The sequence below is a fragment of the Hydrogenophaga sp. L99 genome (genome assembly GCF_058731905.1).
Genome location: NZ_CM178972.1, coordinates 3695014 through 3716293, shown reverse-complemented (window position 1 = coordinate 3716293; position 21280 = coordinate 3695014). Strand labels below are relative to the sequence as shown.

23 protein-coding genes and 1 pseudogene are annotated in these 21280 nt (G+C 62.0%); 14 read left to right on the top strand and 10 right to left on the bottom strand.

Annotated elements, in window-relative coordinates; all coding sequences use genetic code 11:
• Positions 1 to 57: 57 nt before the first annotated feature.
• Positions 58 to 192: a 50S ribosomal protein L34 gene (gene rpmH / locus AC4QBL_RS17800; protein ID WP_066096666.1), complete on the bottom strand. Its 135-nt coding sequence runs from the start codon at positions 190 to 192 to the stop codon at positions 58 to 60.
• 219 nt (positions 193 to 411) lie between these two features.
• Between rpmH and dnaA the strand changes: the two genes are divergently transcribed.
• From dnaA to gyrB, 3 genes are all read left to right on the top strand, one after another.
• Entirely contained in the window at positions 412 to 1818 is a 1407-nt protein-coding gene (gene dnaA / locus AC4QBL_RS17795; protein ID WP_472902246.1) for a chromosomal replication initiator protein DnaA, read from the top strand.
• Between the two features lie 184 nt (positions 1819 to 2002).
• On the top strand, positions 2003 to 3109 hold the full coding sequence (gene dnaN / locus AC4QBL_RS17790) for a DNA polymerase III subunit beta (RefSeq protein WP_472908374.1): 1107 nt from the start codon (positions 2003 to 2005) through the stop codon (positions 3107 to 3109).
• 168 nt (positions 3110 to 3277) lie between these two features.
• Positions 3278 to 5893 carry a DNA topoisomerase (ATP-hydrolyzing) subunit B gene (gene gyrB, locus AC4QBL_RS17785; RefSeq protein WP_472902248.1) on the top strand — a complete coding sequence of 872 codons (2616 nt, stop codon included), beginning with the start codon at positions 3278 to 3280 and terminating at the stop codon, positions 5891 to 5893.
• 399 nt (positions 5894 to 6292) lie between these two features.
• Here the strand turns inward: gyrB and AC4QBL_RS17780 are convergent.
• Positions 6293 to 6430, bottom strand: a pseudogene (locus AC4QBL_RS17780) (IS256 family transposase); the annotation flags it as partial.
• A 150-nt stretch (positions 6431 to 6580) separates the two neighbouring features.
• On the opposite strand from AC4QBL_RS17780, the gene istA reads away from it, so the two are divergent.
• From istA to AC4QBL_RS17765, 3 genes are all read left to right on the top strand, one after another.
• Positions 6581 to 8107 (top strand): IS21 family transposase, encoded by a 1527-nt coding sequence (gene istA, locus AC4QBL_RS17775; RefSeq protein ID WP_492131610.1) that lies wholly within the window; start codon positions 6581 to 6583, stop codon positions 8105 to 8107.
• Positions 8100 to 8915: an IS21-like element helper ATPase IstB gene (gene istB / locus AC4QBL_RS17770; RefSeq protein WP_472901868.1), complete on the top strand. Its 816-nt coding sequence runs from the start codon at positions 8100 to 8102 to the stop codon at positions 8913 to 8915. The genes istA and istB overlap by 8 nt, the downstream gene beginning before the upstream one ends.
• Positions 8916 to 9002: 87 nt before the next feature.
• Complete coding sequence (locus tag AC4QBL_RS17765) at positions 9003 to 9365, top strand: HNH endonuclease (protein WP_472907947.1); 363 nt, start codon at positions 9003 to 9005, stop codon at positions 9363 to 9365.
• Positions 9366 to 9648: 283 nt separating this feature from the next.
• Here AC4QBL_RS17765 and AC4QBL_RS17760 read toward each other — a convergent pair whose 3' ends face one another.
• Positions 9649 to 9903 (bottom strand): hypothetical protein, encoded by a 255-nt coding sequence (locus AC4QBL_RS17760; RefSeq protein WP_472907946.1) that lies wholly within the window; start codon positions 9901 to 9903, stop codon positions 9649 to 9651.
• Positions 9904 to 10734: 831 nt separating this feature from the next.
• On the opposite strand from AC4QBL_RS17760, the gene rbp (AC4QBL_RS17755) reads away from it, so the two are divergent.
• Entirely contained in the window at positions 10735 to 11046 is a 312-nt protein-coding gene (gene rbp / locus AC4QBL_RS17755) for an RNA-binding regulator (RefSeq protein WP_472907945.1), read from the top strand.
• Positions 11047 to 11113: 67 nt separating this feature from the next.
• On the opposite strand, the gene AC4QBL_RS17750 is transcribed toward rbp (AC4QBL_RS17755), so the two are convergent.
• Complete coding sequence (locus AC4QBL_RS17750) at positions 11114 to 11524, bottom strand: CoA-binding protein (RefSeq protein ID WP_472907944.1); 411 nt, start codon at positions 11522 to 11524, stop codon at positions 11114 to 11116.
• Positions 11525 to 11542: 18 nt separating this feature from the next.
• Here AC4QBL_RS17750 and AC4QBL_RS17745 point away from each other — a divergent pair, with 18 nt between their 5' ends.
• The 6 genes from AC4QBL_RS17745 to AC4QBL_RS17720 all read left to right on the top strand — a co-directional run bounded on the left by AC4QBL_RS17745 (position 11543) and on the right by AC4QBL_RS17720 (position 15352).
• Positions 11543 to 11776: an ATP-binding protein gene (locus AC4QBL_RS17745; RefSeq protein WP_472907943.1), complete on the top strand. Its 234-nt coding sequence runs from the start codon at positions 11543 to 11545 to the stop codon at positions 11774 to 11776.
• A gap of 121 nt (positions 11777 to 11897) precedes the next feature.
• Complete coding sequence (locus AC4QBL_RS17740; RefSeq protein WP_472907942.1) at positions 11898 to 12563, top strand: nitroreductase family protein; 666 nt, start codon at positions 11898 to 11900, stop codon at positions 12561 to 12563.
• An 85-nt stretch (positions 12564 to 12648) separates the two neighbouring features.
• Positions 12649 to 13002, top strand: a complete 354-nt coding sequence (locus AC4QBL_RS17735; RefSeq protein ID WP_472902354.1) for a zinc ribbon domain-containing protein YjdM — start codon at positions 12649 to 12651, stop codon at positions 13000 to 13002.
• 30 nt (positions 13003 to 13032) lie between these two features.
• Positions 13033 to 13656, top strand: coding sequence for a 3'-5' exonuclease (locus tag AC4QBL_RS17730; protein WP_472907941.1), 624 nt, complete (start codon positions 13033 to 13035; stop codon positions 13654 to 13656).
• 53 nt (positions 13657 to 13709) lie between these two features.
• Positions 13710 to 14180 (top strand): C40 family peptidase, encoded by a 471-nt coding sequence (locus AC4QBL_RS17725; RefSeq protein WP_472907940.1) that lies wholly within the window; start codon positions 13710 to 13712, stop codon positions 14178 to 14180.
• Between the two features lie 59 nt (positions 14181 to 14239).
• Positions 14240 to 15352, top strand: a complete 1113-nt coding sequence (locus tag AC4QBL_RS17720) for a 3-deoxy-7-phosphoheptulonate synthase (protein ID WP_472907939.1) — start codon at positions 14240 to 14242, stop codon at positions 15350 to 15352.
• Between the two features lie 61 nt (positions 15353 to 15413).
• Here AC4QBL_RS17720 and infA read toward each other — a convergent pair whose 3' ends face one another.
• The 3 genes from infA to AC4QBL_RS17705 all read right to left on the bottom strand — a co-directional run bounded on the left by infA (position 15414) and on the right by AC4QBL_RS17705 (position 18327).
• Positions 15414 to 15668, bottom strand: a complete 255-nt coding sequence (gene infA / locus AC4QBL_RS17715) for a translation initiation factor IF-1 (RefSeq protein ID WP_304826126.1) — start codon at positions 15666 to 15668, stop codon at positions 15414 to 15416.
• 13 nt (positions 15669 to 15681) lie between these two features.
• Entirely contained in the window at positions 15682 to 16176 is a 495-nt protein-coding gene (locus AC4QBL_RS17710) for a hypothetical protein (RefSeq protein WP_472907938.1), read from the bottom strand.
• Positions 16177 to 16623: 447 nt separating this feature from the next.
• Positions 16624 to 18327, bottom strand: coding sequence for an ABC1 kinase family protein (locus tag AC4QBL_RS17705; RefSeq protein ID WP_472907937.1), 1704 nt, complete (start codon positions 18325 to 18327; stop codon positions 16624 to 16626).
• A 311-nt stretch (positions 18328 to 18638) separates the two neighbouring features.
• Here AC4QBL_RS17705 and rbp (AC4QBL_RS17700) point away from each other — a divergent pair, with 311 nt between their 5' ends.
• The gene (gene rbp, locus AC4QBL_RS17700) at positions 18639 to 18992 is read left to right on the top strand and encodes an RNA-binding regulator (protein WP_472907936.1); all 354 of its coding nucleotides are present in this window, start codon (positions 18639 to 18641) and stop codon (positions 18990 to 18992) included.
• Between the two features lie 196 nt (positions 18993 to 19188).
• On the opposite strand, the gene minE is transcribed toward rbp (AC4QBL_RS17700), so the two are convergent.
• The 3 genes from minE to minC all read right to left on the bottom strand — a co-directional run bounded on the left by minE (position 19189) and on the right by minC (position 21096).
• On the bottom strand, positions 19189 to 19449 hold the full coding sequence (gene minE / locus AC4QBL_RS17695) for a cell division topological specificity factor MinE (protein WP_439112399.1): 261 nt from the start codon (positions 19447 to 19449) through the stop codon (positions 19189 to 19191).
• 2 nt (positions 19450 to 19451) lie between these two features.
• Positions 19452 to 20267 carry a septum site-determining protein MinD gene (gene minD, locus AC4QBL_RS17690; protein WP_472901726.1) on the bottom strand — a complete coding sequence of 272 codons (816 nt, stop codon included), beginning with the start codon at positions 20265 to 20267 and terminating at the stop codon, positions 19452 to 19454.
• Positions 20268 to 20328: 61 nt separating this feature from the next.
• Positions 20329 to 21096: a septum site-determining protein MinC gene (minC, locus tag AC4QBL_RS17685; RefSeq protein ID WP_472907935.1), complete on the bottom strand. Its 768-nt coding sequence runs from the start codon at positions 21094 to 21096 to the stop codon at positions 20329 to 20331.
• Positions 21097 to 21280 lie beyond the last annotated feature (184 nt).

The window sequence follows — 21280 nt, the reverse complement described above, 5'->3', positions numbered from 1 at the left end:
TCAGGCCCGTTCAGTGGTTGCGCCGGGCCGGCCGACAGCGGCACAGCACGCGCGGGCTCAGACGGCCAGACGCTTGCGGCCCTTGGCGCGGCGAGCGTTGATCACAGCACGGCCACCACGGGTTTTCATGCGGACGAGGAAGCCGTGGGTGCGGGCGCGTTTGATCTTGGAAGGCTGGTAAGTGCGTTTCATGGTGCTCAGTAGAAATCGGGGAAACCCGCAATTATCGCAAAGAAACCCGATGCGCGGCAAGCACTTGCAGGTATATCTCGTTCCAACACATCAGCAAAGCCCTGTTTTCACCGGTCAGAGCGCGGGTGTCAGCTTGTGGATAAGTTGGTGCGCGCACTACAATCAGTGGTCTGCCCCGAGCCATTTGTCCACAATAACAGCGTATCCGCCATTCCCAGCATGACCGAGGGCACCACCCCAGACATTCCGCCCACTGACGCCCAGTCTTTATGGCTCACCTGCCTGGACCGCCTGGCCCAGGAAATCCCCGAGCAGCAGTTCAACACCTGGATTCGCCCCCTGTCGGCCACCGTGGCCGCCGACCGCAGCAAGGTGGTGGTGTCGGTGGCAAACCGGTTCAAGCTCGACTGGATTCGCGCCCAATACGCGGCCCGTATCACGGTGCTGATGGAAGCCGTGAACGGCTCACCGGTCAATCTGGAGTTGGTGCTCGCTCCGCGTGAGGGCCCCAGCCGCACGTCACCGGCACCTCGCACGGTGCAAGAACAGGTGTTGGCCGAACTGCCCGACCTGGCACCCGTGGAAGTGGCCAGCCCCAGCGCCCCCAAGACCCGGTTGAACCCGGCACTTACCTTCTCAACCCTGGTGGAAGGCTCGGCCAACCGCATGGCTCGCGCTGCCGCCATGCACGTAGCGGGCAGCCTGGGCCAGTTGTACAACCCGCTGTTTATTTACGGCGGCGTCGGCCTGGGCAAAACTCACCTGGTGCACGCCATTGGCAACCACCTGCTGGCCGATCGTCCACAGGCCAAGGTGCTTTATATCCACGCCGAGCAATTCGTGTCGGACGTGGTCAAGGCCTATCAGCGCAAAACCTTTGACGAGTTCAAAGAGCGTTACCACTCGCTGGACCTGTTGCTGATCGACGATGTGCAGTTTTTTGCCAACAAAGAGCGTACGCAAGAAGAGTTCTTCAACGCGTTTGAAGCCCTGCTGGCGCGCAAATCGCACATTGTGCTGACCAGCGACACCTACCCCAAGGGCTTGGCCGACATCCATGAGCGCCTGGTTTCGCGCTTCGATTCGGGTCTGACGGTGGCCATCGAGCCGCCCGAGCTGGAAATGCGGGTGGCGATTCTGATCAACAAGGCGGCCGTGGAACACGCAGTGATGCCCGAAGAGGTGGCGTTTTTCGTGGCGAAAAACGTGCGCTCCAACGTGCGCGAACTGGAAGGCGCGCTGCGCAAAATACTGGCCTATTCGCGTTTCAACCAGAAAGAAATCTCGATCCAGTTAGCGCGCGATGCACTGAAAGACCTGCTTTCCATTCAGAACCGGCAGATTTCGGTGGAAAACATCCAGAAAACCGTGGCCGACTATTACAAGATCAAGGTCGCGGACATGTACAGCAAGAAGCGCCCGGCCAGCATTGCCCGTCCGCGCCAGATTGCGATGTTTCTGGCCAAGGAGCTGACCCAGAAGAGCCTGCCCGAAATTGGCGAGCTGTTTGGCGGGCGCGACCACACCACGGTGCTGCATGCGGTGCGGAAAATTGGCGCCGAGCGCCAGCAAAACACCGAACTCAACCAGCAACTGCACGTGCTGGAACAAACCCTCAAGGGATGAGGCGCGTGACACGGTGCACACCCTTGGACGGCCCCAGCAACACGGCGGTCATGGCGCTGCGGCCCATTTCAGGGTGGGCGCTGCAAAAAGGCGAAAATAGCGACTGTTTGGCCTGCGCCAAGGCCCATACGAGCGGGGCAACAGAACCCGGCCACCGAGTTAACCAGAGACGAAAGAGTCTGACATGATCGTTTTGAAATCGACCCAGGACAAGGTTTTGGCTGCGCTGCAGTCGGTGGCCGGCATTGTTGAGCGCCGCCACACCTTGCCCATTCTGGCCAACGTGCTGCTGCGCAAGACCGGCTCGGCGGTGCAGCTGACCACCAGCGACCTGGAAATCCAGATTCGCACCACCGCGCAGCTGGACGGTGACGAAGGCAACTTTGCCACCACCCTGGGGGCGCGCAAGCTGATCGACATTTTGCGCACCATGCCGGGTGACCAGTCGGTGAGCCTGGAATCGAGCGCGGGCAAACTCATTCTGAAAGGCGGCAAAAGCCGCTTCACGCTGCAAAGCATGCCACCCGAAGACTTTCCGCTGGTGCAAGAGTCGGCCAGCTTCGGCCCGGCGTTCAGCGTGCCGCAGAAAACCCTGAAAAGCCTGCTCGGCCAGGTGTCGTTTGCCATGGCGGTGCACGACATCCGCTATTACCTGAACGGTATTTTGTTTGTGGCCGAAGGCCAGCAGCTCAGCCTGGTGGCCACCGACGGCCACCGCCTCGCATTTGCCAGTGCCACGCTGGACGTGGAAGTGCCCAAACAAGAAGTGATCTTGCCGCGCAAGACGGTGCTGGAACTGCAGCGCCTGCTGAGCGACAAGGAAGGCGCGATTGAAATGCAGTTTGCGGCCAACCAGGCCAAGTTCAGCTTTGACGGCATGGAGTTCGTCACCAAGCTGGTGGAAGGCAAGTTCCCAGACTACAACCGCGTGATTCCGCGCAACCACAAAAACATCATCACCCTGGGCCGCGTGCCGCTGCTGGCTTCGCTGCAGCGCACCGCCATCATGACGAGCGAGAAGTTCAAGGGCGTGCGCCTGAACATCGAGCCCGGTGTGCTGCGTGTGGCGTCAAGCAACGCCGAACAGGAAGAAGCGGTCGACGAACTCGATATTGATTACGGTGGCGACACCATTGAAATCGGCTTCAACGTGACCTACCTGATCGACGCGCTGCAAAACATGTCGCAGGAAATGGTTCGTATCGAACTGTCCGACGGCAACAGCTCCGCGCTGGTGACCAACCCCGATGACAACGCGTTCAAATACGTTGTCATGCCGATGCGGATATGACGACGCCCCCCGCGCCGCCTTCGACGTCACCCCCCACTGGGGGGCGACAGCAGCGGCCCGGCAAAGCCGGTTCCGCGCTGGCCTGGACCAAGCCCCGCGCACCGGTACCTTTTGCTCAACCCGCTACTCTGCGGGTTTGGCGTTTCTAGAAGTCAGAGAAATTTCACCATGTCCGAAGCCAACAAGCCCGCCGATTCCGTCAACACTGGCGAGGTCAGCACGGAAAGCTCCAACTTTCAGCCCACCATCGACGCCCACCAGGCCGGCGCGAGCGAAGGCTATGGCGAAGGTGCCATCCAGATCCTGGAAGGCCTGGAAGCGGTACGCAAGCGCCCGGGCATGTACATCGGTGACACGTCCGACGGCACCGGTCTGCACCACCTGGTGTTTGAGGTGGTGGACAACTCGATTGACGAAGCGCTGGCCGGCCACTGCGACGACATCATGGTCACCATCCACACCGACAACTCGATTTCGGTGGTGGACAACGGCCGCGGCATTCCGACCGGCGTGAAGATGGACGACAAGCACGAGCCCAAGCGCTCGGCTGCCGAAATTGCGCTGACCGAACTGCACGCCGGCGGCAAGTTCAACCAGAACAGCTACAAGGTCTCGGGCGGCTTGCACGGCGTGGGCGTGAGCTGCGTGAACGCGCTCAGCCAGTGGCTGCGCTTGACGGTGCGCCGCGAAGGCAAAATGCACCAAATCGACTTTGCGCGCGGCTTTGTGCAAAACCGCATCTTGGAAACGCAAAACGGCGTCGAGATTTCACCCATGAAAGTGACCGGCGACACCGAAAAGCGCGGCACCGAGGTGCACTTTCTGCCCGACTACGACATCTTCAAAGAGAACGCCGACTTCCACTACGAAATTTTGTCCAAGCGTCTGCGCGAGCTGAGCTTTTTGAACAACGGCGTGCGCATTCGCCTGAAAGACGAACGCAGCGGCAAGGAAGACGATTTTTCGGGCGCGGGTGGCGTGCAGGGCTTTGTGGGCTTCATCAACAAAGGCAAGACGGTGTTGCACCCCAACATCTTCCACGCCACCGGTGACCGCGCCAGCGACCAGGGCACCAACATCGGCGTGGAAGTGGCCATGCAATGGAACAGCGGCTACAACGAGCAAGTGCTGTGCTTCACCAACAACATTCCCCAGCGCGACGGCGGCACCCACCTGACCGGCCTGCGCGCGGGCATGACGCGCGTCATCAACAAATACATTGAAGAACACGAGTTTGCCAAAAAGGCCAAGGTTGAAGTGACCGGCGACGACATGCGCGAAGGCCTGTGCTGCGTGTTGAGCGTGAAGGTGCCCGAGCCCAAGTTCAGCAGCCAGACCAAGGACAAGCTGGTGAGCAGCGAAGTGCGCGGCCCGGTGGAAGACATCGTTTCGCGCCTGCTGACCGACTACCTGCAAGAGCGCCCGAACGACGCCAAGATCATCTGCGGCAAGATTGTGGAAGCCGCCCGCGCCCGCGAAGCCGCCCGCAAAGCACGCGAAATGACGCGCCGCAAAGGCGTGCTCGACGGCATGGGCCTGCCCGGCAAACTGGCCGACTGCCAGGAAAAAGACCCGGCGCTGTGCGAAATCTACATCGTGGAGGGCGACTCCGCCGGTGGCTCGGCCAAGCAGGGCCGCGACCGCAAATTCCAGGCCATCTTGCCGCTGCGCGGCAAGATTCTGAACGTGGAAAAAGCGCGTTATGAAAAGCTGCTGACCAGCAACGAAATCTTGACGCTCATCACCGCGCTGGGCACCGGCATCGGCAAAGCCGGCGGTGAAGGCGCCAGCAGCGACGGCAAAGACGACTTCAACGTCGCCAAGCTGCGCTACCACCGCATCATCATCATGACCGACGCCGACGTGGACGGCGCCCACATCCGCACCCTGCTGCTCACCTTCTTCTACCGGCAAATGCCCGAGCTGGTGGAGCGCGGCCACATCTACATTGCGCAGCCCCCGCTTTACAAAGTGAAGGCCGGCAAAGAAGAGCTGTACCTGAAAGACGCGCCCGCACTCGACGGCTTCTTGCTACGCATTGCCCTGAAAGACGCCAAAGTGTTCACCGGCGGCGCCACCGCCGCCACGCTCGAAGGCGACACCCTGGGCGAACTGGCGCGCAAGCACCAGGTGGCCGAACACGTCATTGCCCGCCTGTCCAACTTCATGGACGCCGAAGCCCTGCGCTCCATTGCCGACGGCGTGTCGCTCAACCTGGACAACATGGAGCAGGCCGAAGCCAGCGCCGTGGCGCTGCAAGCCAAACTGCGCGAACTCACCACCACCGGCGTGCCCGCCGAAGTGGCAGCCGAGTTTGACGCCCGCACCGACAAACCCATCTTGCGCATCAGCCGCCGCCACCACGGCAACGTGAAAAGCAGCGTGCTCACGCAAGACTTTGTGCACGGGGCCGACTACGCCGCCCTGGCCGTGGCCGCCGAAACCTTCCGCGGCCTGCTGGGCGACGGCGCCAAGGTCATGCGCGGTGAAGGCGACAAGCAAAAAGAAGAAAAAGTAGGCGACTTCCGCATCGCCATGCGCTGGCTCATCAGCGAAGCCGAGCGCACCACCAGCCGCCAGCGCTACAAAGGTCTGGGTGAAATGAACCCAGCCCAGCTCTGGGAAACCACCATGGACCCCACCGTGCGCCGCCTGCTGCGCGTGCAGATCGACGACGCCATTGAAGCCGACCGCGTGTTCACGATGCTGATGGGCGACGAAGTGGAACCGCGCCGCGATTTCATTGAGACCAATGCGCTGCGGGCGGGGAATATCGATATCTGATTTCGGTGTAGCCGTAGGGCGCCAAATTATTTGCGACTTGCGCCATAGTGCTGCGACTGAGTGACGCTAGTTGCTGCGATTGACCTATTGCGCGCCACAGTTCTTGAATGACCTCGAAGTGGGAGCGGTCTGAAGCGAGACCGAAGTGTTGGCTTATGCAGAAACCGAAATCTGCACCAGGTGAGTGAGAGATATGTCAGGTGACAGTGAAAGTAAAACTTCGCCAAGTTAGCGAAAAATTACTGACACGGTTACTGCAAAATTCCGGCCGCGCCGCGCTGGTCAGATAGCCAGGGAGTGTCCGAATTTTTGTGTTCGAGGCGCTGAGAGACTTGTCCACGGTGGCGGGCGTCGCTTGGCGACGAACGACCGACACGGTGGTCAAGTCGGTGCCACATCTTACGTGGCAACCTTCGTGAAACGATCTTCATAGAGGATCGCAAACTGGTTCATCGCATCCTTCCAGTTGTGCGCCGCACGGCCCCATTCGGCCGTGATGTTGCGCAGCGCCAGCCAGATCAGTTTGCTGGCAGGCTCGATAGCCAGCGCAGATAGGGGTCAAGAGAAGTCACTGTTGATTCATTTCCAAAACTGGGCCATTTCGGGACGAGTTCACGTTGAAATCTGAGCCACGTTGCCGCTCTATCCTGCTGAATTTTTCAGCACGGAGGAGCAGGAGTGATCAACGTGAGCACATTGAGCAAGTTACGCCGCCTCGTGCTGAGGCAGGACGTGTCGGTGCGCGAGGCCAGCAGGCGCCTCGGTATCTCGCGCAACACAGCCACCAAGTGGCTCAAGGACGGCCAGATGGCCGAGCCCCAATACCCACAGCGGGACTCGGGGCCCAGCATCCTCGATCCGTACAAAGAGCAGTTGAGCCAGTGGCTCAAGGCCGATAGCCACCGCAGCAAGCGCGATCGGCGTGGGGTCAAGGCGATGTTTGAAGCACTGCGGGCGCAGGGCTACAGCGGCAGCCGAGGGCCGGTCTACGCCTTTGCCCAGCGCTGGCAGCAAGAGCAAGGCAACGCTGCGCGCGGCGCAGGGTTTGTGCCGCTGAGCTTCGAGCTGGGCGAGGCGTTCCAGTTCGACTGGAGCTGCGAGTACCTCTTCATAGGGGGACTGCGCCGCCGTCTGGAGGTGGCGCACACCAAGCTGGCGGCCAGTCGCGCCTTCTGCCTGGTGGCGTACTACAGCCAGGCGCACGAGATGCTGTTCGACGCGCACGCACGGGCGTTTGCCCTCTTCGGTGGCGTGCCCCGGCGGGGCATCTACGACAACATGAAGACTGCGGTAGACAAGGTCGGTCGGGGCAAGCAGCGCAGCGTCAATGCGCGTTTCGAGGCCATGACCGGGCACTACCTGTTCGAGCCGGAGTTCTGCAACCGGGCTGCCGGCTGGGAGAAGGGAGTCGTCGAGAAGAACGTTCAGGATCGGCGCAAGGACATCTGGCGCGAGGCCAGTGAGCGGCGCTGGGGGACGCTTGGCGAGCTCAACGACTGGTTGCAGCAGGCCTGCGTGAAGGCCTGGGCCGAGATGAGTCACCCTGAGTGGGTGCATCTCACGGTGGCTGATGTCTGCCAGGACGAACGTGTTCGCCTCATGCCCAACCCGCGTGCGTTTGACGGCTATGTGGAGCAGCCGGTGCGGGTCTCTGCCACCTCGCTGATCCACTTCCAGCGCAACCGCTACAGCGTGCCGTGTGAATGGATCCACGCGGTGGTCAGTCTGCGGGCCTACGCGGATGGCCTGTTGGTGGTCGGAGCCGATGGGCGGCAGGTGCGGCTGGAGCGCAGCTTCGAGCGGGATCAGACGATCTACGACTGGATGCATTACATCGCGCTGGTCGAGCGAAAGCCCGGTGCGCTGCGCAATGGTGCGCCCTTCAAGACCATGCCCGAACCCCTACAGGAACTGCAGCGCCAGTTGCTGCGCCACAGCGGGGGCGACAGGGTGATGGCGCAGGTGCTCATGGGGGTGAGCCTGCACGGGCTGGAGGCCGTGCAGGTGGCGGTGGAGCTGGCGCTGCAGTCCGGGCGGGTGAGTGCCGAGCACGTGCTCAACGTGCTCTCTCGCTTGCAGGAGCAGCGTGCGCCCGAGCCGCCAGTGGCCACGATGCTCACGCTCAATACGCCACCACTGGCCAACCTGCGGCGCTATGACGCACTGCGCAACCCCCAGCCTCATGAGGCGTCACCGGAGTCCGACCATGCATGATGTCATTGATGCTTTCAAAGCGCTGGGCCTGCACGGCATGGCCAGTGCCTGGCCGGAGGTGCTGGGCACCGCCCGCATGAAGTCGCTCGACCATGAGGCCGTTTTGCACCAGCTCATCAAGGCTGAGACGGCGCAGCGCGAGGTGCGCTCCATGGCTTACCAAATGCGTGTGGCGCGGTTCCCATCGCACCGCGATCTCGCTGGCTTTGACTTCGTCCATGCGCAACTCGATGAAGCGCTGGTGCGCCAGCTGCACACCCTTCGATTCCTGGAGTCGGCGCACAACGTGGTGCTGGTCGGTGGCCCCGGCACGGGCAAGACCCACCTGGCTACGAGCCTGGGGATCGAGGCGATCCGCATGCACGGCAAGCGGGTTCGTTTCTTCTCTACGGTGGAGTTGGTCAACGCCCTGGAGCTGGAGAAGGCTCAGAACAAGTCTGGGCAGTTGGCACATCGCCTGATGTATGTCGATCTGGTGATCCTGGATGAACTGGGCTACTTGCCGTTCACGCAGTCGGGCGGCGCGATGCTGTTCCACCTGCTCTCCAAACTCTATGAGCGAACGAGCGTGGTGATCACCACCAACCTCACCTTCTCGGAGTGGAGCAGCGTCTTTGGCGACGCCAAGATGACCACCGCCTTGCTCGACCGTCTCACGCACCACTGCCACATCGTGGAGACGGGCAACGAGAGCTGGCGATTCAAGCATTCCAGTGCCGCTGGCGCGGCACTGCCAAAGCAACGCCCAAAGACTCAGAAAGGAGATCGAAAACCAGCGGACCCTATAGACTTATCCACAACCGAATAGCCAAAAAACCCATCAACCCGGTGGCTCAGTATTCGACGTGATCACTGGCTCAGTTGTACTGATGAATCAACACGCAGAGGTCAAGGGTTGTTCCGTTCGAGGGTCACTCAAATTGAAAGACGCTGCCGGCTAACCGGCGTCTCAAATTCCGAGTACTTACGCGCGAGTCACACAAAGCCTTGGCGCGACGCCAGTAATGAAGAACGCCTTGACGGCGAAAATGGTTTTCTTCTCACGCCCGATGCTGATTTGCTATTTGACCGTGGATTTATCTCATTCAAAAATAATGGCGATGTTCTTGTTTCGCCAGTGGCCGATCTCGGTTCGATAGAACGGATGGGAATCACATCAAGCATGCTGGAGAACGTTGGTCTCTTCTCTGCTGGCCAAAGCCGTTATCTCGATTTTCACCGCGACATGGTTTTTCTCAAGGCAAAGGTAAAGCGCTAGTTCGCAAGTGACTGAGGCAGGTGCCGCCCTGTTTCGGGACACAGCTACCCGCCAACTCCTCATGGAAGCAGAAATGCATTAGGACAAGATATCTCGGCATGGATTCTTCCTATGGGTCGTTCGAATGCTGGGCGTTCTTCAAGTGGTTGTGCCACTGGTACACGTTGTTGCGGGGCTTGTTCCGAAAAGCGTCATCAGGACGGCGGCACTCATCTGGCGCCACGAAGAACACCGTCCAATCTCCATAGTAAGCGCCCTCGAAATGGATCATGTCTTCCACCACCTACAGATCGACGTCGAGATCCCCTGAATTGCAGCAGATACGCGCGTCTTGCCCATTCAGAAATTGCAGGTGAACGTACGCCATGTACGTGGTGTGGCAATAGTTCAGCGGGCCGAGCACTGGCCCAGCGAAACCCCAATCGTCCATGTCTTGTTTGCGGCTGTTCCGACCATGGAAAAGACCGAGGTACATGCCGGGCTGCGTCGGACGCTCGCCGTACTGAAGGCGCTGCGGGGTCGGATCTGTTGGGGTCATTGCGTTCCTCTTGTGGTGAGGAGCAAAGACTATTCAAAAGGATCTGGTCTGACACCCAGGGCTTTGCCTGGGGTGACGTTATATGAAACGTGCGCCAAGATGGAGTGGCGAAACGCCCTATACCGCCCCCACTGCTCAAAACCGATGAGCAAGGTTTCCACCTTGACCTCGCCCACCACAGCACCGTCCACACGCGCGCCCGGAGGCCCATGCTGCGCCCAGTGAAGAAGCGCCTGCACACTACCAGTCGGTTGGGCACCCAACCACTCAAGCCCAGCGTTTTTGCCTGACGCGCCATGTTCCAGCAGTAGCCCGCGCCCGGCAAGCAACCGGTGATGTGCAGGTGGCGGGTGGTGGCGGTGTGTTCGGGCTGGTTGACGCATGGAAGGTCTTGGAGTTCGTACATGACGGCGTCGGCGTCTTCCTGGGTTTGCAGGGACGGTGGGTGGAACGTGGCTTCGGGGATGGGCCCGACTTTCTGGCTTTTGGCTTTGACCAGAATGGATGTGGTTTTGCAGAATATGATGGGACGCTCGGCGAACGAGTCTGGTACTGGCTTGCAGCGACTTCACGGCTGCAGCAAAAAGGCCGGATTGGTCTCGATGGGCTCGGTCGGTTGCAACGCGCAGCTGGCGGGCCAAAACCAAATGTTCGTTGTTGTGTGGCGCTGATTCGCACGGGTTAAACGCCCGCTCGCAGCGCCCCTGTCTGTGTTGTGCTCTGCCCTTGGCAAGCGCAGCACGTGTTCTTGCTGTGTCCACTGGGCGCCGCTTTCTCCTGCGCCGCCGGGCTTTGCCTGGTTTCGGCGCCATCTCTCTGAAAGGCTCTTTCATGAGCACCAAGCTTTACGTGGGCAATCTGCCCTATGACGCCGACGACAAGGCGCTGCGCCACAATTTTTCCGAGTACGGCGACGTCTCGTCGGCCAAGGTCATGATGGACCGTGACACGGGCCGTTCAAAAGGCTTTGGCTTTGTGGAAATGGGCACCAGCGAGCAGGCTGACGCGGCCATTGAGGGGCTGAACGGCATGTCGGTCGGCGGCCGTTCGATTGTGGTGAACATTTCCCGCCCGAAAGAGGCCAGCGCTGGTGGTTTTGGCGGTGGCAACCGCGGCGGGCGCGGCGGGCGCGGCGGCTACTGAGCGCGTTTGGCGCTTGCCATGAAACCGGCCTGAGGGCCGGTTTTTTTTCGCCTGCAACAGCCCGCAATCAGCGGCCGAGCAGTTGGGCGTGGGCCACTTTCAGGCAGCAGTCCCAGACCGTGTCGAGCCCGGCGGCGGTGGCTATGCGGTCGGCTTCCTGGCTCTTGAGGCCGAGCTGCTGCCAAAAGCTTTTGGCGCCGATGGCGACCGCGCTGCGCGCGATGTCGGGTATGTCTTCTTCCCGCCGAAACACGTTGACCATGTCGACGGCGAAAGGGATGTCTTCGAGCCGTGCGTAAGCGGTCTCGCCCAAGATGGCTGGGTAGCGCGGATTCACCGGCACGATGCGGTAGCCGTGTTGCTGCATGTAGCGGGCCACGCCGTAACTGGGGCGGTGCGCATCGGCCGACAAACCCACCACGGCGATGGTGCGGTCGCGCTCAAGGATTCGGCGAAGGGTGGTGGTGTCTTTTGGCATGGCCTCCACAATACGACCATGGCGACCGAACGCAAAGCACTGCCTGCCGTTAACACCACGCGCTGCACCGGCTGCGGCTGGTGTGTGGCGGTGTGCCCGCCGCACGTGATGTCGCTGGCTGTGCAAAGTGGGAAAAAGTATTCGCTGGTGCACGACGAACCGGGCTGCACCGGCTGCGCCAAGTGTGCAGTGACGTGTCCTTTCGACGCGATTGCCATGGTGCGCTTAACTGAACCCCGTGAAATGCGCTGAACCAGCAGCGCACGGTCAAAGCACAGCCGGCTTTTGCCAGGCCACCAGCAGCATGCGCTTCGTTCGGTGATGATCACCCTATGTCCCACACCGTGTGGGCACCATTTCAACGGAAAAACCCATGAGCGATTTGTCACAACCCACCCACACCCCCGTCTTGCTGGACAAGCTGCAATGGCGCTACGCGGCCAAGAAGCTGGACGCCACCCAAGTGGTGCCGCAAGACAAGGTGGACCGCATCTTGGAGGCGGCGCGCCTGGCACCCACTTCGAGTGGCTTGCAGCCGTTCGAAATCATCGTAGTGACCAACCCTGCCGTGCGCGAACAGATCAAGCCCATCGCGTGGAACCAGGCGCAGATCACCGATGGCTCACACCTGTTGGTGTTTGCCGCCTGGGACAACTACACCGCCGAGCGCATCAACCACATGTTTGACCTGACGAACGCGCAACGCGGCGGCACCAACGAGGGCTGGGAAAACTATCGCCAGATGCTGCTGAACAGCTACCCCGCGCGCGATCCACAGGTGAACTTTGAGCACGCTGCGCGGCAGGCTTACATTGGCCTTGGCGCTGCGCTAATTGCGGCTGCGTTTGAGGCGGTGGACAGCACACCCATGGAGGGCTTTGACCCGGCAAAGCTGGACGCCATTTTGAAGCTGCGCGAACGCGGCTTGCGCAGCGTGGCGATCTTGCCGCTGGGCTACCGGGCCGAAGAAGGCGACTGGCTGGTGAACCTGAAAAAGGTGCGCCGCCCGATGGCTGAATTTGTGACCGAGGTGCGCTGACGCTCGCGGTTTGGTGGGTTGTGGGACCGGTGTTGGGCCGGTCCACTACCATTGGAGTCTTCGTTCCGTTTGGCTCCTGCTCACCATGCCCCATACCGCTCCCGCCTGCCCACAATGCGGCCTTGAAAACACCTACGCCGACGGCGACAACTTCGTCTGCCCCGACTGCACCCACGAATGGCCCAAGGCTGAGGCAGGCGCAGGCGATGAAGACGCTGGCAGCGCCGCCGTGAAAGACGCCAACGGCAACCCGCTGGCCGACGGTGACGCGGTGATCTTGATCAAGGACCTGAAGGTCAAGGGTTCGTCGAGTGTGCTCAAAAAGGGCAGCAAGATCAAAAGCATCCGCCTGGTGGACGGTGCCGATGGCCACAACGTGGACTGCAAAACCGAGCTGGGCAGCATGCTGCTGAAATCGGAGTTTCTGAAGAAAGCCTGAGCGCCCAGCACACCCACACAACGCACCGCCATGAGCCGCATCGCCGTCATCGACTTCGAAACCACCGGTATCTCGCCCGGCCAGGGCGACCGTGCCACCGAGGTGGCGATTGTGTTGCTGGAGCACGGCCAGGTGGTCGACCGCTTTCAGAGCCTGATGAACGCGCGTGTGCACATTCCGGCGTTCATTACGCAGCTCACCGGCATCACCAACGCGATGGTGCAGGCCGCGCCGCCGGCCGAAGCCGTGATGGCCGAGGCCGCCCGCTTTGTAGGCGAGGTGCCGATGGTGGCGCACAACGCTTCGTTTGACCGCCGCTACTGGGTGGCCGAGCTCGCGCGCGCCGGACAACCGGCGCAGCAGCCGTTTGCGTGCACGGTGCTGCTGTCGCGCCGGCTGTACCCCGAGGCGCCCAGCCACAAGCTGGGCAACCTGGTGGATTTTTTCCACCTGCCGCGCACCGGAAAGGCCCACCGCGCGCTGGCCGACGCCGAAATGGCGGCCGAATTGCTGGGGCGCATTCAGCACGATTTGCGCACCCGCCACGGTGTGCCCAACCCCGACCATGCCTTCCTGATGGGGCTGCAGCGCTGCACCAAGCCAGCCGTGGCCAAGCTGCTGCGCCAGGTGGCAGCTCAGGCTTGCCCCACATGACACCCCAGCCAACACACGCACAGAAGCGGGGCGATCCGGTACGCTGGGCAACCATGCGCCTCGTTGTACCCAGCCTTGCCCTGTTGTTCGTCCTGCTGATGGGGGGCTGCGGCAGTGCGCCCCCGGCACCCGGACCGGCTCACCGCCCGCTGTTGACGGGGCAGGCCAGCGACATCGCCATCCATGCGCTGGGCCTGGTGGGTACGCCCTACCGGTACGGCGGCAACACACCGCAAAGCGGCTTTGACTGCAGCGGGCTGATTGGTTATGTGTACAAAAGCAGTGCCGGTGTGGCGCCGCCGCGCACCGTGGCCCAGTTGGCAGGCTTTGGCCAACCTGTGAATGCCCGCGAGCGGCGCACCGGTGACCTGGTGATTTTTGGCGCTGGCAGGCCGTTTCATGCGGGCATCTATGTGGGTGAAGGCCGGTTTGTGCACGCGCCGTCCACCGGCGGCACGGTGCGCATGGACCGCCTGGACAACCGCTACTGGGCCGCCCAGCCCACCGCTTTTCGCCGCCCCTGAGCGCGTTCACGGCGCGCGCGCTAGGCAGCAGCCTGCCAAGGCCGCGCGACAATATAAGTATGACCCACGCCCAACGCACCTCCACCCCGCTGTCCACCCAGGACACCACCCGCATTGACGACCTGCGCATCGGCGCGGTGCGCCCACTCATCACGCCCGCACTGCTGCAGGAATGGCTGCCCACGCCGCCCGAGGCGCTGGCGCTGGTGGAGAGCAGCCGCAGCGCGCTCTCGCGCGTGCTGCACGGGCAAGACGACCGCTTGATCGTGGTGGTCGGGCCCTGCTCCATCCACGACCACGCGCAGGCCATGGACTACGCACAGCGGCTCAAAACCCAGGCCGACGCACTGGCCAGCGACCTGCTGGTGGTCATGCGGGTGTATTTCGAAAAGCCACGCACCACGGTGGGCTGGAAGGGGTACATCAACGACCCCCACCTGGACGGCACGTTCGCCATCAACGAAGGCCTGGAACTGGCCCGCCAGCTGCTGCTGGACGTGCTGGCGCTGGGCCTGCCGGTGGGTACCGAGTTTCTGGACTTGTTGAGCCCGCAGTTCATCAGCGACCTGGTGAGCTGGGGCGCCATTGGTGCGCGCACCACCGAAAGCCAGAGCCACCGCCAACTGGCCAGCGGCCTGAGCTGCCCCGTGGGCTTCAAAAATGGCACCGACGGCGGCGTGAAAGTGGCGACCGACGCGATACAAGCCGCGCAGGCCGCCCATGCCTTCATGGGCATGACCAAAATGGGCCAGGCGGCCATTTTTGAAACCCGGGGCAACCAGGACTGCCACGTGATTTTGCGGGGCGGCAAAGCACCCAACTACAGTGCGGCCGACGTGGACGCCGCTTGCCAGCTGCTCAAAGCCGCCGGCCTGCGCGAACAAGTGATGGTGGACGTGTCGCACGCCAACAGCAGCAAACAGCACCGCAAACAGATCGACGTGGCCGCCGACGTGGCGCAGCAGATCGCCGCAGGCGAAACGCGCATCACCGGTTTGATGATCGAGAGCCATCTGAACGAAGGACGGCAGGACATCGTGCCTGGCCAGGCGCTGCAGGCGGGTGTCAGCGTCACCGACGCTTGCATCAGCTTTGAGCAGACCGTGCCGGTGCTCGAAGGGCTGGCGGCGGCCGTGCAGGCGCGCCGAAAGCGCCTGAAATCAGGCAACTGACGTCAGGCGCAAGCCTTGGCACCGCTCACGCTGGCGGCGCCGAGGCGGTTTCAAGGTCGAATCAGCGCGGCTTGCGCGGCACCATCGGGCCGCGGCCTTCGATGTGGCGGAAATTGATACGGCCCTTGCTCAGGTCGTAAGGGGACAGCTCCAGCGACACGCGGTCACCCGCCAGGATGCGGATGTGGTTCTTGCGCATCTTGCCTGCCGAATACGCAATCAGCTGGTGACCGTTGTCCAGAGTCACGCGAAAACGCGTGTCGGGCAGCACCTCGTTGACGATACCCATCATGTCAATCAGATCTTCTTTGGCCATGTGTGGCTCCTTTTCAAATACAGATTTGGGGTGACAGCACCTGCCCCACAGCGATCGGGCGCGCGTGGGTGCGCAGTGTGTCGTTAACCCAGTCAATGCCTTGCGCAACAGCGTATTTTGCCGCGGCATCGTGGGTCGAGAAATCGTCAACAAAGCGCATCACTCGGGCAGTGGAAGCGCTGCCGCGACCACTGGCGATGGACACCTGTGCGGCAAAGCGCCCGCAGGGGAGCGGACGCGGGCAAGCCGCAATGCGGTATTTGCCCAAAGTGAGAGGAGAAAGACTCTTCGTTGTCGTAATCGTGGTCGTATGAATCATTAAAAACATCAGTGGGCAAGGGCCCGCAGCAACAGCCGCAAAACCTGAAAACGCCCGAAAAACAAAGTGGCAGCCCCAAGCGCCGGGGTGCCCAACTGAATCTCCCGGAGCCAGCGCGGTGTTGGGAACACCAGGCCAGATCCGGCGCACGAGCCACGGCAGGGGCATCGGCAACAGGAGGGAAAACATTTGCCACGGCGCCGACCCAAGACGGGTTCGGGGCTGGCGTGGCTCACCAAGGTGGGACTGGACCAGCAACCCCTCTGCCTGGGGTGGTGCGCGCAGGTTGCTGACAACTTACGCGCGGCCGGTCGCCCAAGGCGAACCAGTTAATGTAGCACGAGGAAGGGAACTGTGCACGCGGTGGGAGCTGGCCCGCAAGCGTGAGCGCTGACAGCACACCCGCTTTGTATCGCTTTAAAAGCGCATCAGTTTGGCCACTTCAGCGGGAAAAGGGTCGGGTATAACAAGCTTGCAGGATTCAACAGGGGGAACAATTTGACGGGGCTTAGGGGTGGCGCGAATGGTGAATCACGCCGGTGCGGCTCGTGCATGTAGTCCCTGTCCTGCAAGCCCATGGCCTCTTCCCCCCGATTGTTGTGTGGCAACTCAAAAACCAAGATAGCGCATCACACGTCAATCTCCCTCCCCCACATCGCGCCCCTTGCTGCTGCGCCAGATGGCGCGCACCAGCCACAGCCCGCCCACGAAGGCGCTGGCAAAGCCGATGAAGCCGAAAGCGGGCAGGCCGAAGAGGGTCGGGCCGCCTTTGACGGTCATGACGATGGACGAGCCGATGATGAGCGCGGCGATGACGAGCGCCATGGTGAGGCGGTTGGCGGCACGGTCGATCTGGTCGCCCACGCGTTTGAGGTGGGCCAGCTCAATGCCCACGTGCATGCGGCCACGCCGGGCGTTGCGCAGCAGGCGCGACACGTCGTGTGGCAGCTGTTCGGCCACGGCCAGGGTGCGGCGCAGGGTTTGCCAGGCGCGGTTGGCCACCACCTTGGGCTGGTAGCGGGCGCGCACCACCTGGCGCAACAGCGGCAGGGCTTCGGTGGTCATGTGAAATTCGGGGTCGAGCCCGCGGCCCATGCCTTCCAGGGTGATGAAGGCTTTGATGAGCAGGGCCATGTCAGACGGCAGGCCAAGGTGGTGTTCGCGCAAGATGGTGGTCACGTCGGCCAGCATCTGGCCCAGGTTGAGCTGGGCCAGCGGGGTGCCGTGGTACTGGTCGACGAAAGCTTCAATTTCGGTTTCCAGCACGGCCAGGTTGACGCCGTGTTCGTCCCCGGTCCAGTCGAGCAACACGTCGGCCACGGTCTGGGGGTTGCGCTCGACCAGACCGAGCAACAGGTTGAGCAGCTCTTCGCGCCGGCGCTGCGAAAGGCGCCCGACCATGCCGAAGTCAATGAAGGCGATGCGGTTGCCTTCGAGATAGAACACATTGCCGGGGTGCGGATCGGCGTGGAAAAAACCGTCTTGCACGATCATTTTCAGCACGGCCTGGCTGCCACGTTGGGCGAGCAGGTTGCGGTCGAAGCCGTTGAGATCGAGCCCAGCCAGGTCGTTGCCGGCGACACCGCCCACAAAGTCTTGGACGTTGACGCGCTCGGTGGTGTGCTGCCAGTGGACCTTGGGCACCACGATCCAGGGCATGGGTGCGAGATTGGCGGCAATGCGTTCGGCGTTGCGGCATTCGCTGGCCAGGTCCAGCTCGCGCTTGAGGGAGCGCGCCAGTTCGCGCACCAGTTGCTGGGGCCGGTAGGGCTTGAGGTTGGGTATCTCGGCCTCGGCCACGGCGGCCATGCGGCCCAGCAGGCGCAGGTCGGCCTCAATGGTGTCGGTGATGCCGGGGCGGCGAATTTTGACGACCACTTCGGTGCCGTCTTTGAGCTGGGCGCGGTGCACCTGTGCAATGGACGCTGCGGCCAGGGGCTCGGGGTCGAAGCGGGCAAACACGTCTTCGGGTTCGCCGCCCAGGTCTTCGCGCAGCTGGGGGCGCAAGGTGTCCAGCGGCACAGCGGGCACATGGCTGTGCAGTTTTTCAAATTCGGCAATGAATTCAGGGCCAAACAGGTCGGCACGGCCGGCCAGGATCTGGCCGAGCTTCACAAAGGTGGGGCCGAGTTCTTCAATGGCCAAGCGCACCTGCACCGGCGGTTCAAGCCGGGCGAGGTCGGCCGCATGTTCCCATTTCAGAGCGTGGCCCGCGCTTTCCAGCCGGTCGGCCAGGCCCAGGCGGCGCACGCTGTCGCCAAAACCATGGCGAATCAGCACACCCAAAATTTGATTGAGCCGCCCCATGTCTCGGGCAGCGCCCAGCGTTTCGATCAGCATGGCCGGATGATAGACGGCCCGTCAGGCGTGTGCGCGGCTGAACAAGGGCAAGCGAAACGCAGGGCGAAAAGCCCGCTTGGGCCGGTGGCGTTGCGCCTTGACGTGAACCACTTTTTATCCAGCCAGCAACGGTATGCGGCAAGAATTTCATCACGGCGCGTTTAAAGGCGCATAATCCAAATGTTCGGGCGGTTTCGCTGCCCGTGCAAGTTAGGTGATCGGTCAGTTTCGCGCGCTACGGCGGTACTTTTTTGGTTTGTTGTGCTTTCGGGACCCCATCGCTTTGTTTTATGTATTTTTGAGGAGTCCCCATGGGCAATAAACTTTACGTCGGCAACCTGCCGTACACCGTTCGCGACGAAGACCTGCAACAGTCGTTCAGCGAATTCGGCTCTGTCAACAGCGCCAAAGTCATGATGGAGCGCGACACCGGCCGCTCCAAAGGTTTCGGTTTCGTCGAAATGGGCAATGACGCTGAAGCACAAGCTGCTATCAACGGCATGAATGGCCAGTCGCTCGGCGGCCGCAGCATCACCGTGAACGAAGCTCGTCCGATGGAGGCACGTCCTCCCCGTACCGGCGGCTACGGTGGTGACCGTTCCGGTGGTGGCGACCGCTCCGGCGGTGGCGGCTACGGCGGTGGTGGCGGTCGCGGCGGCTACTAAGCCCTGCAATCCCAGTCAACGGCAGCGATGCCGTTGCACCCCAGCTGACACAGCCCTGTGCTGAGTCCAGTAGAAAAGGCTTCAAAACCATGTTTTGAAGCCTTTTTGCTTTGGTGTAGCCAATAAAAACCCCCTGTTATGCAACCCAGCAAAACAGGGGGTTTTTGTCTGGGCAGACCCGTCTGGTGATTGGGGCTTATTTGCGATCAGGCAGTTCGATTTTGACCTCAAGCACTTCCAGGTTGTCCTGGCGCTCCAGCATGACCTTGATGTCGTCCGGATTGATCTTGATGTATTTGCTGATCACGGCCACCAGTTCGCGCTGCAGCGCGGGCAGGTAATCGGGCTCTGCGGCATTGCGGCCGCTGCGCTCGTGCGCCAGGATGATCTGCAGCCGCTCTTTAGCGACGCTGGCGGTTTTCTTTTTCTCGCCGAGCAAGAAGGACAGGAACGACATGCTCATTTCCTTCCAAACACACGCTTGAAGAAGCCCGCCTTTTCGGCTTCGATGAAGCGCAGCGGTTTGTCGGCGCCCAGAAAACGGTCGATGACATCGCTGTAGGCCTCCGCCACGTCGGTGCCTTTCAGGTGGATCGCTGGCGTGCCCTGGTTGGACGCGGTCAACACGTTTTCACTCTCGGGAATCACGCCGATGAGTTTGATGCGCAGGATGTCCTGGATGTCTTCGAGCGACAGCATCTGGCCGTCGGCCACGCGCGTGGGGTTGTAGCGCGTGATCAGCAGGTGCTCCTTGATGGGCTCCTTGCCGTCAATGGCGCGCTGCGTCTTGCTGCCCAGCATGCCCAGGATGCGATCGGAATCGCGCACGCTGGAGACTTCGGGGTTGGTGACGATGAGCGCTTCGTCGGCGTAGTGCATGGCCATGAGCGCGCCGGTTTCAATGCCGGCGGGCGAGTCGCACACGATGTACTCAAAACCCATGGCCGAGAGGTCGGTCAGTACCTTGTGCACGCCTTCCTGGCTCAGGGCGTCTTTGTCGCGCGTCTGGCTGGCGGCCAATACAAAAAGGTTGTCGCACTGTTTGTCTTTGATGAGCGCCTGGTTCAGGTTGGCTTCACCCTGGATGACGTTGATCAGGTCGTACACCACGCGGCGCTCGCAGCCCATGATCAGATCCAGGTTGCGCAGGCCCACGTCGAAGTCGATCACGGCGGTTTTGTGACCGCGCAGGGCAAGGCCGGTGGCAAAGCTGGCGCTGGTGGTGGTTTTGCCCACCCCGCCTTTGCCGGAGGTGACGACAACGATTTTGGTCATGGTGCGGGTTCTTTCAAATGCAAAAGGGGTGCGGGGTGCAACGGGCGGGTGGCCTGGGGCGTTACACCGATAAAGGGTCGATCACGAGCTTGTCACCGTCGGGACCCGGCACCAGGCGCACCTGGGCCGCCTTGCCCAGCACGGCGTCGGGCAGGGCCACTTCGCTGGTGCGGTAAATGCCGGCAATGGAAATGAGCTCGGGTGCCATGCTGAGGGCAAATATGCGCGCATCGGTGTTGCCGCGCGCACCTGCAATGGCTTTGCCGCGCAACGGCGCGTACACATGGATGTGCCCATCGGCAATGACTTCTGCACCAGGGTTGACCATGGCCATCACGACCAGGTCGCGCCCGCGGGCATAGACCTGCTGACCCGAGCGCAGGGGTTTGTCGATGACCAGGGCACCTGCAGCGGGCTGCGGTGCTGCCACCGGCTCTGGGGCTGGCGCTGCGGTGGTGCTGGCCGCGGGGGCTGGCGCAGCGCGCTGCACGGTAGCGTCGGGCGCCGGAGTGAGGCCGGCGGCAATGGCATCGGCCATTTGCGCTTCGTTGCCGCCGCGCACGGCCAGCGGGGTCAGCCGGTATTGGCGCAACAGGTGCACCAGCGCTGCAAAGTCCAGGCTGGCGTCGGGTTCGGCCACTTGCAGCGGGAACAGGTCGATGACCAGCGAGTCGTGGTCAAAGAAGTCGGGCATGTCACCAAACCGCTGGGCAAATTCGGTGCTCAGGCGGGCCAGGTCGGCAGATTTGAGCAGCAAGGCCACCAGAGGCAGGTTGGCACTCTTGATCTCGAAGGTGGCAGGCGCGTTGGCAGCGAGGGCAACGGACATGGGTGGGGCAACAGACTCAAAAACCGGGGATTCCAGGGGAAAAAGCAACGGGCTCGAATCACCGTTCAGGCCCGCAACCAAGCGCTGGCATCTTAACAGCCGGGTACTGCACCGCTACAGAGCGCTTGTAGCCAAGTGTGAGCGACCAGCGCCATGGCGGGCCCGCGGCCAGACGCCTGCGATG

Coding starts and splice junctions, on each gene's coding strand:
- rpmH (WP_066096666.1), bottom strand. CDS start 192: ATGAAACGCACTTACCAGCCTTCCAAGATCAAACGCGCCCGCACCCAC.
- dnaA (WP_472902246.1), top strand. CDS start 412: ATGACCGAGGGCACCACCCCAGACATTCCGCCCACTGACGCCCAGTCT.
- dnaN (WP_472908374.1), top strand. CDS start 2,003: ATGATCGTTTTGAAATCGACCCAGGACAAGGTTTTGGCTGCGCTGCAG.
- gyrB (WP_472902248.1), top strand. CDS start 3,278: ATGTCCGAAGCCAACAAGCCCGCCGATTCCGTCAACACTGGCGAGGTC.
- istB (WP_472901868.1), top strand. CDS start 8,100: ATGCATGATGTCATTGATGCTTTCAAAGCGCTGGGCCTGCACGGCATG.
- AC4QBL_RS17760 (WP_472907946.1), bottom strand. CDS start 9,903: ATGACCCCAACAGATCCGACCCCGCAGCGCCTTCAGTACGGCGAGCGT.
- rbp (WP_472907945.1), top strand. CDS start 10,735: ATGAGCACCAAGCTTTACGTGGGCAATCTGCCCTATGACGCCGACGAC.
- AC4QBL_RS17750 (WP_472907944.1), bottom strand. CDS start 11,524: ATGCCAAAAGACACCACCACCCTTCGCCGAATCCTTGAGCGCGACCGC.
- AC4QBL_RS17745 (WP_472907943.1), top strand. CDS start 11,543: ATGGCGACCGAACGCAAAGCACTGCCTGCCGTTAACACCACGCGCTGC.
- AC4QBL_RS17740 (WP_472907942.1), top strand. CDS start 11,898: ATGAGCGATTTGTCACAACCCACCCACACCCCCGTCTTGCTGGACAAG.
- AC4QBL_RS17735 (WP_472902354.1), top strand. CDS start 12,649: ATGCCCCATACCGCTCCCGCCTGCCCACAATGCGGCCTTGAAAACACC.
- AC4QBL_RS17730 (WP_472907941.1), top strand. CDS start 13,033: ATGAGCCGCATCGCCGTCATCGACTTCGAAACCACCGGTATCTCGCCC.
- AC4QBL_RS17725 (WP_472907940.1), top strand. CDS start 13,710: ATGCGCCTCGTTGTACCCAGCCTTGCCCTGTTGTTCGTCCTGCTGATG.
- AC4QBL_RS17720 (WP_472907939.1), top strand. CDS start 14,240: ATGACCCACGCCCAACGCACCTCCACCCCGCTGTCCACCCAGGACACC.
- infA (WP_304826126.1), bottom strand. CDS start 15,668: ATGGCCAAAGAAGATCTGATTGACATGATGGGTATCGTCAACGAGGTG.
- AC4QBL_RS17710 (WP_472907938.1), bottom strand. CDS start 16,176: ATGTTTTCCCTCCTGTTGCCGATGCCCCTGCCGTGGCTCGTGCGCCGG.
- AC4QBL_RS17705 (WP_472907937.1), bottom strand. CDS start 18,327: ATGCTGATCGAAACGCTGGGCGCTGCCCGAGACATGGGGCGGCTCAAT.
- rbp (WP_472907936.1), top strand. CDS start 18,639: ATGGGCAATAAACTTTACGTCGGCAACCTGCCGTACACCGTTCGCGAC.
- minE (WP_439112399.1), bottom strand. CDS start 19,449: ATGTCGTTCCTGTCCTTCTTGCTCGGCGAGAAAAAGAAAACCGCCAGC.
- minD (WP_472901726.1), bottom strand. CDS start 20,267: ATGACCAAAATCGTTGTCGTCACCTCCGGCAAAGGCGGGGTGGGCAAA.
- minC (WP_472907935.1), bottom strand. CDS start 21,096: ATGTCCGTTGCCCTCGCTGCCAACGCGCCTGCCACCTTCGAGATCAAG.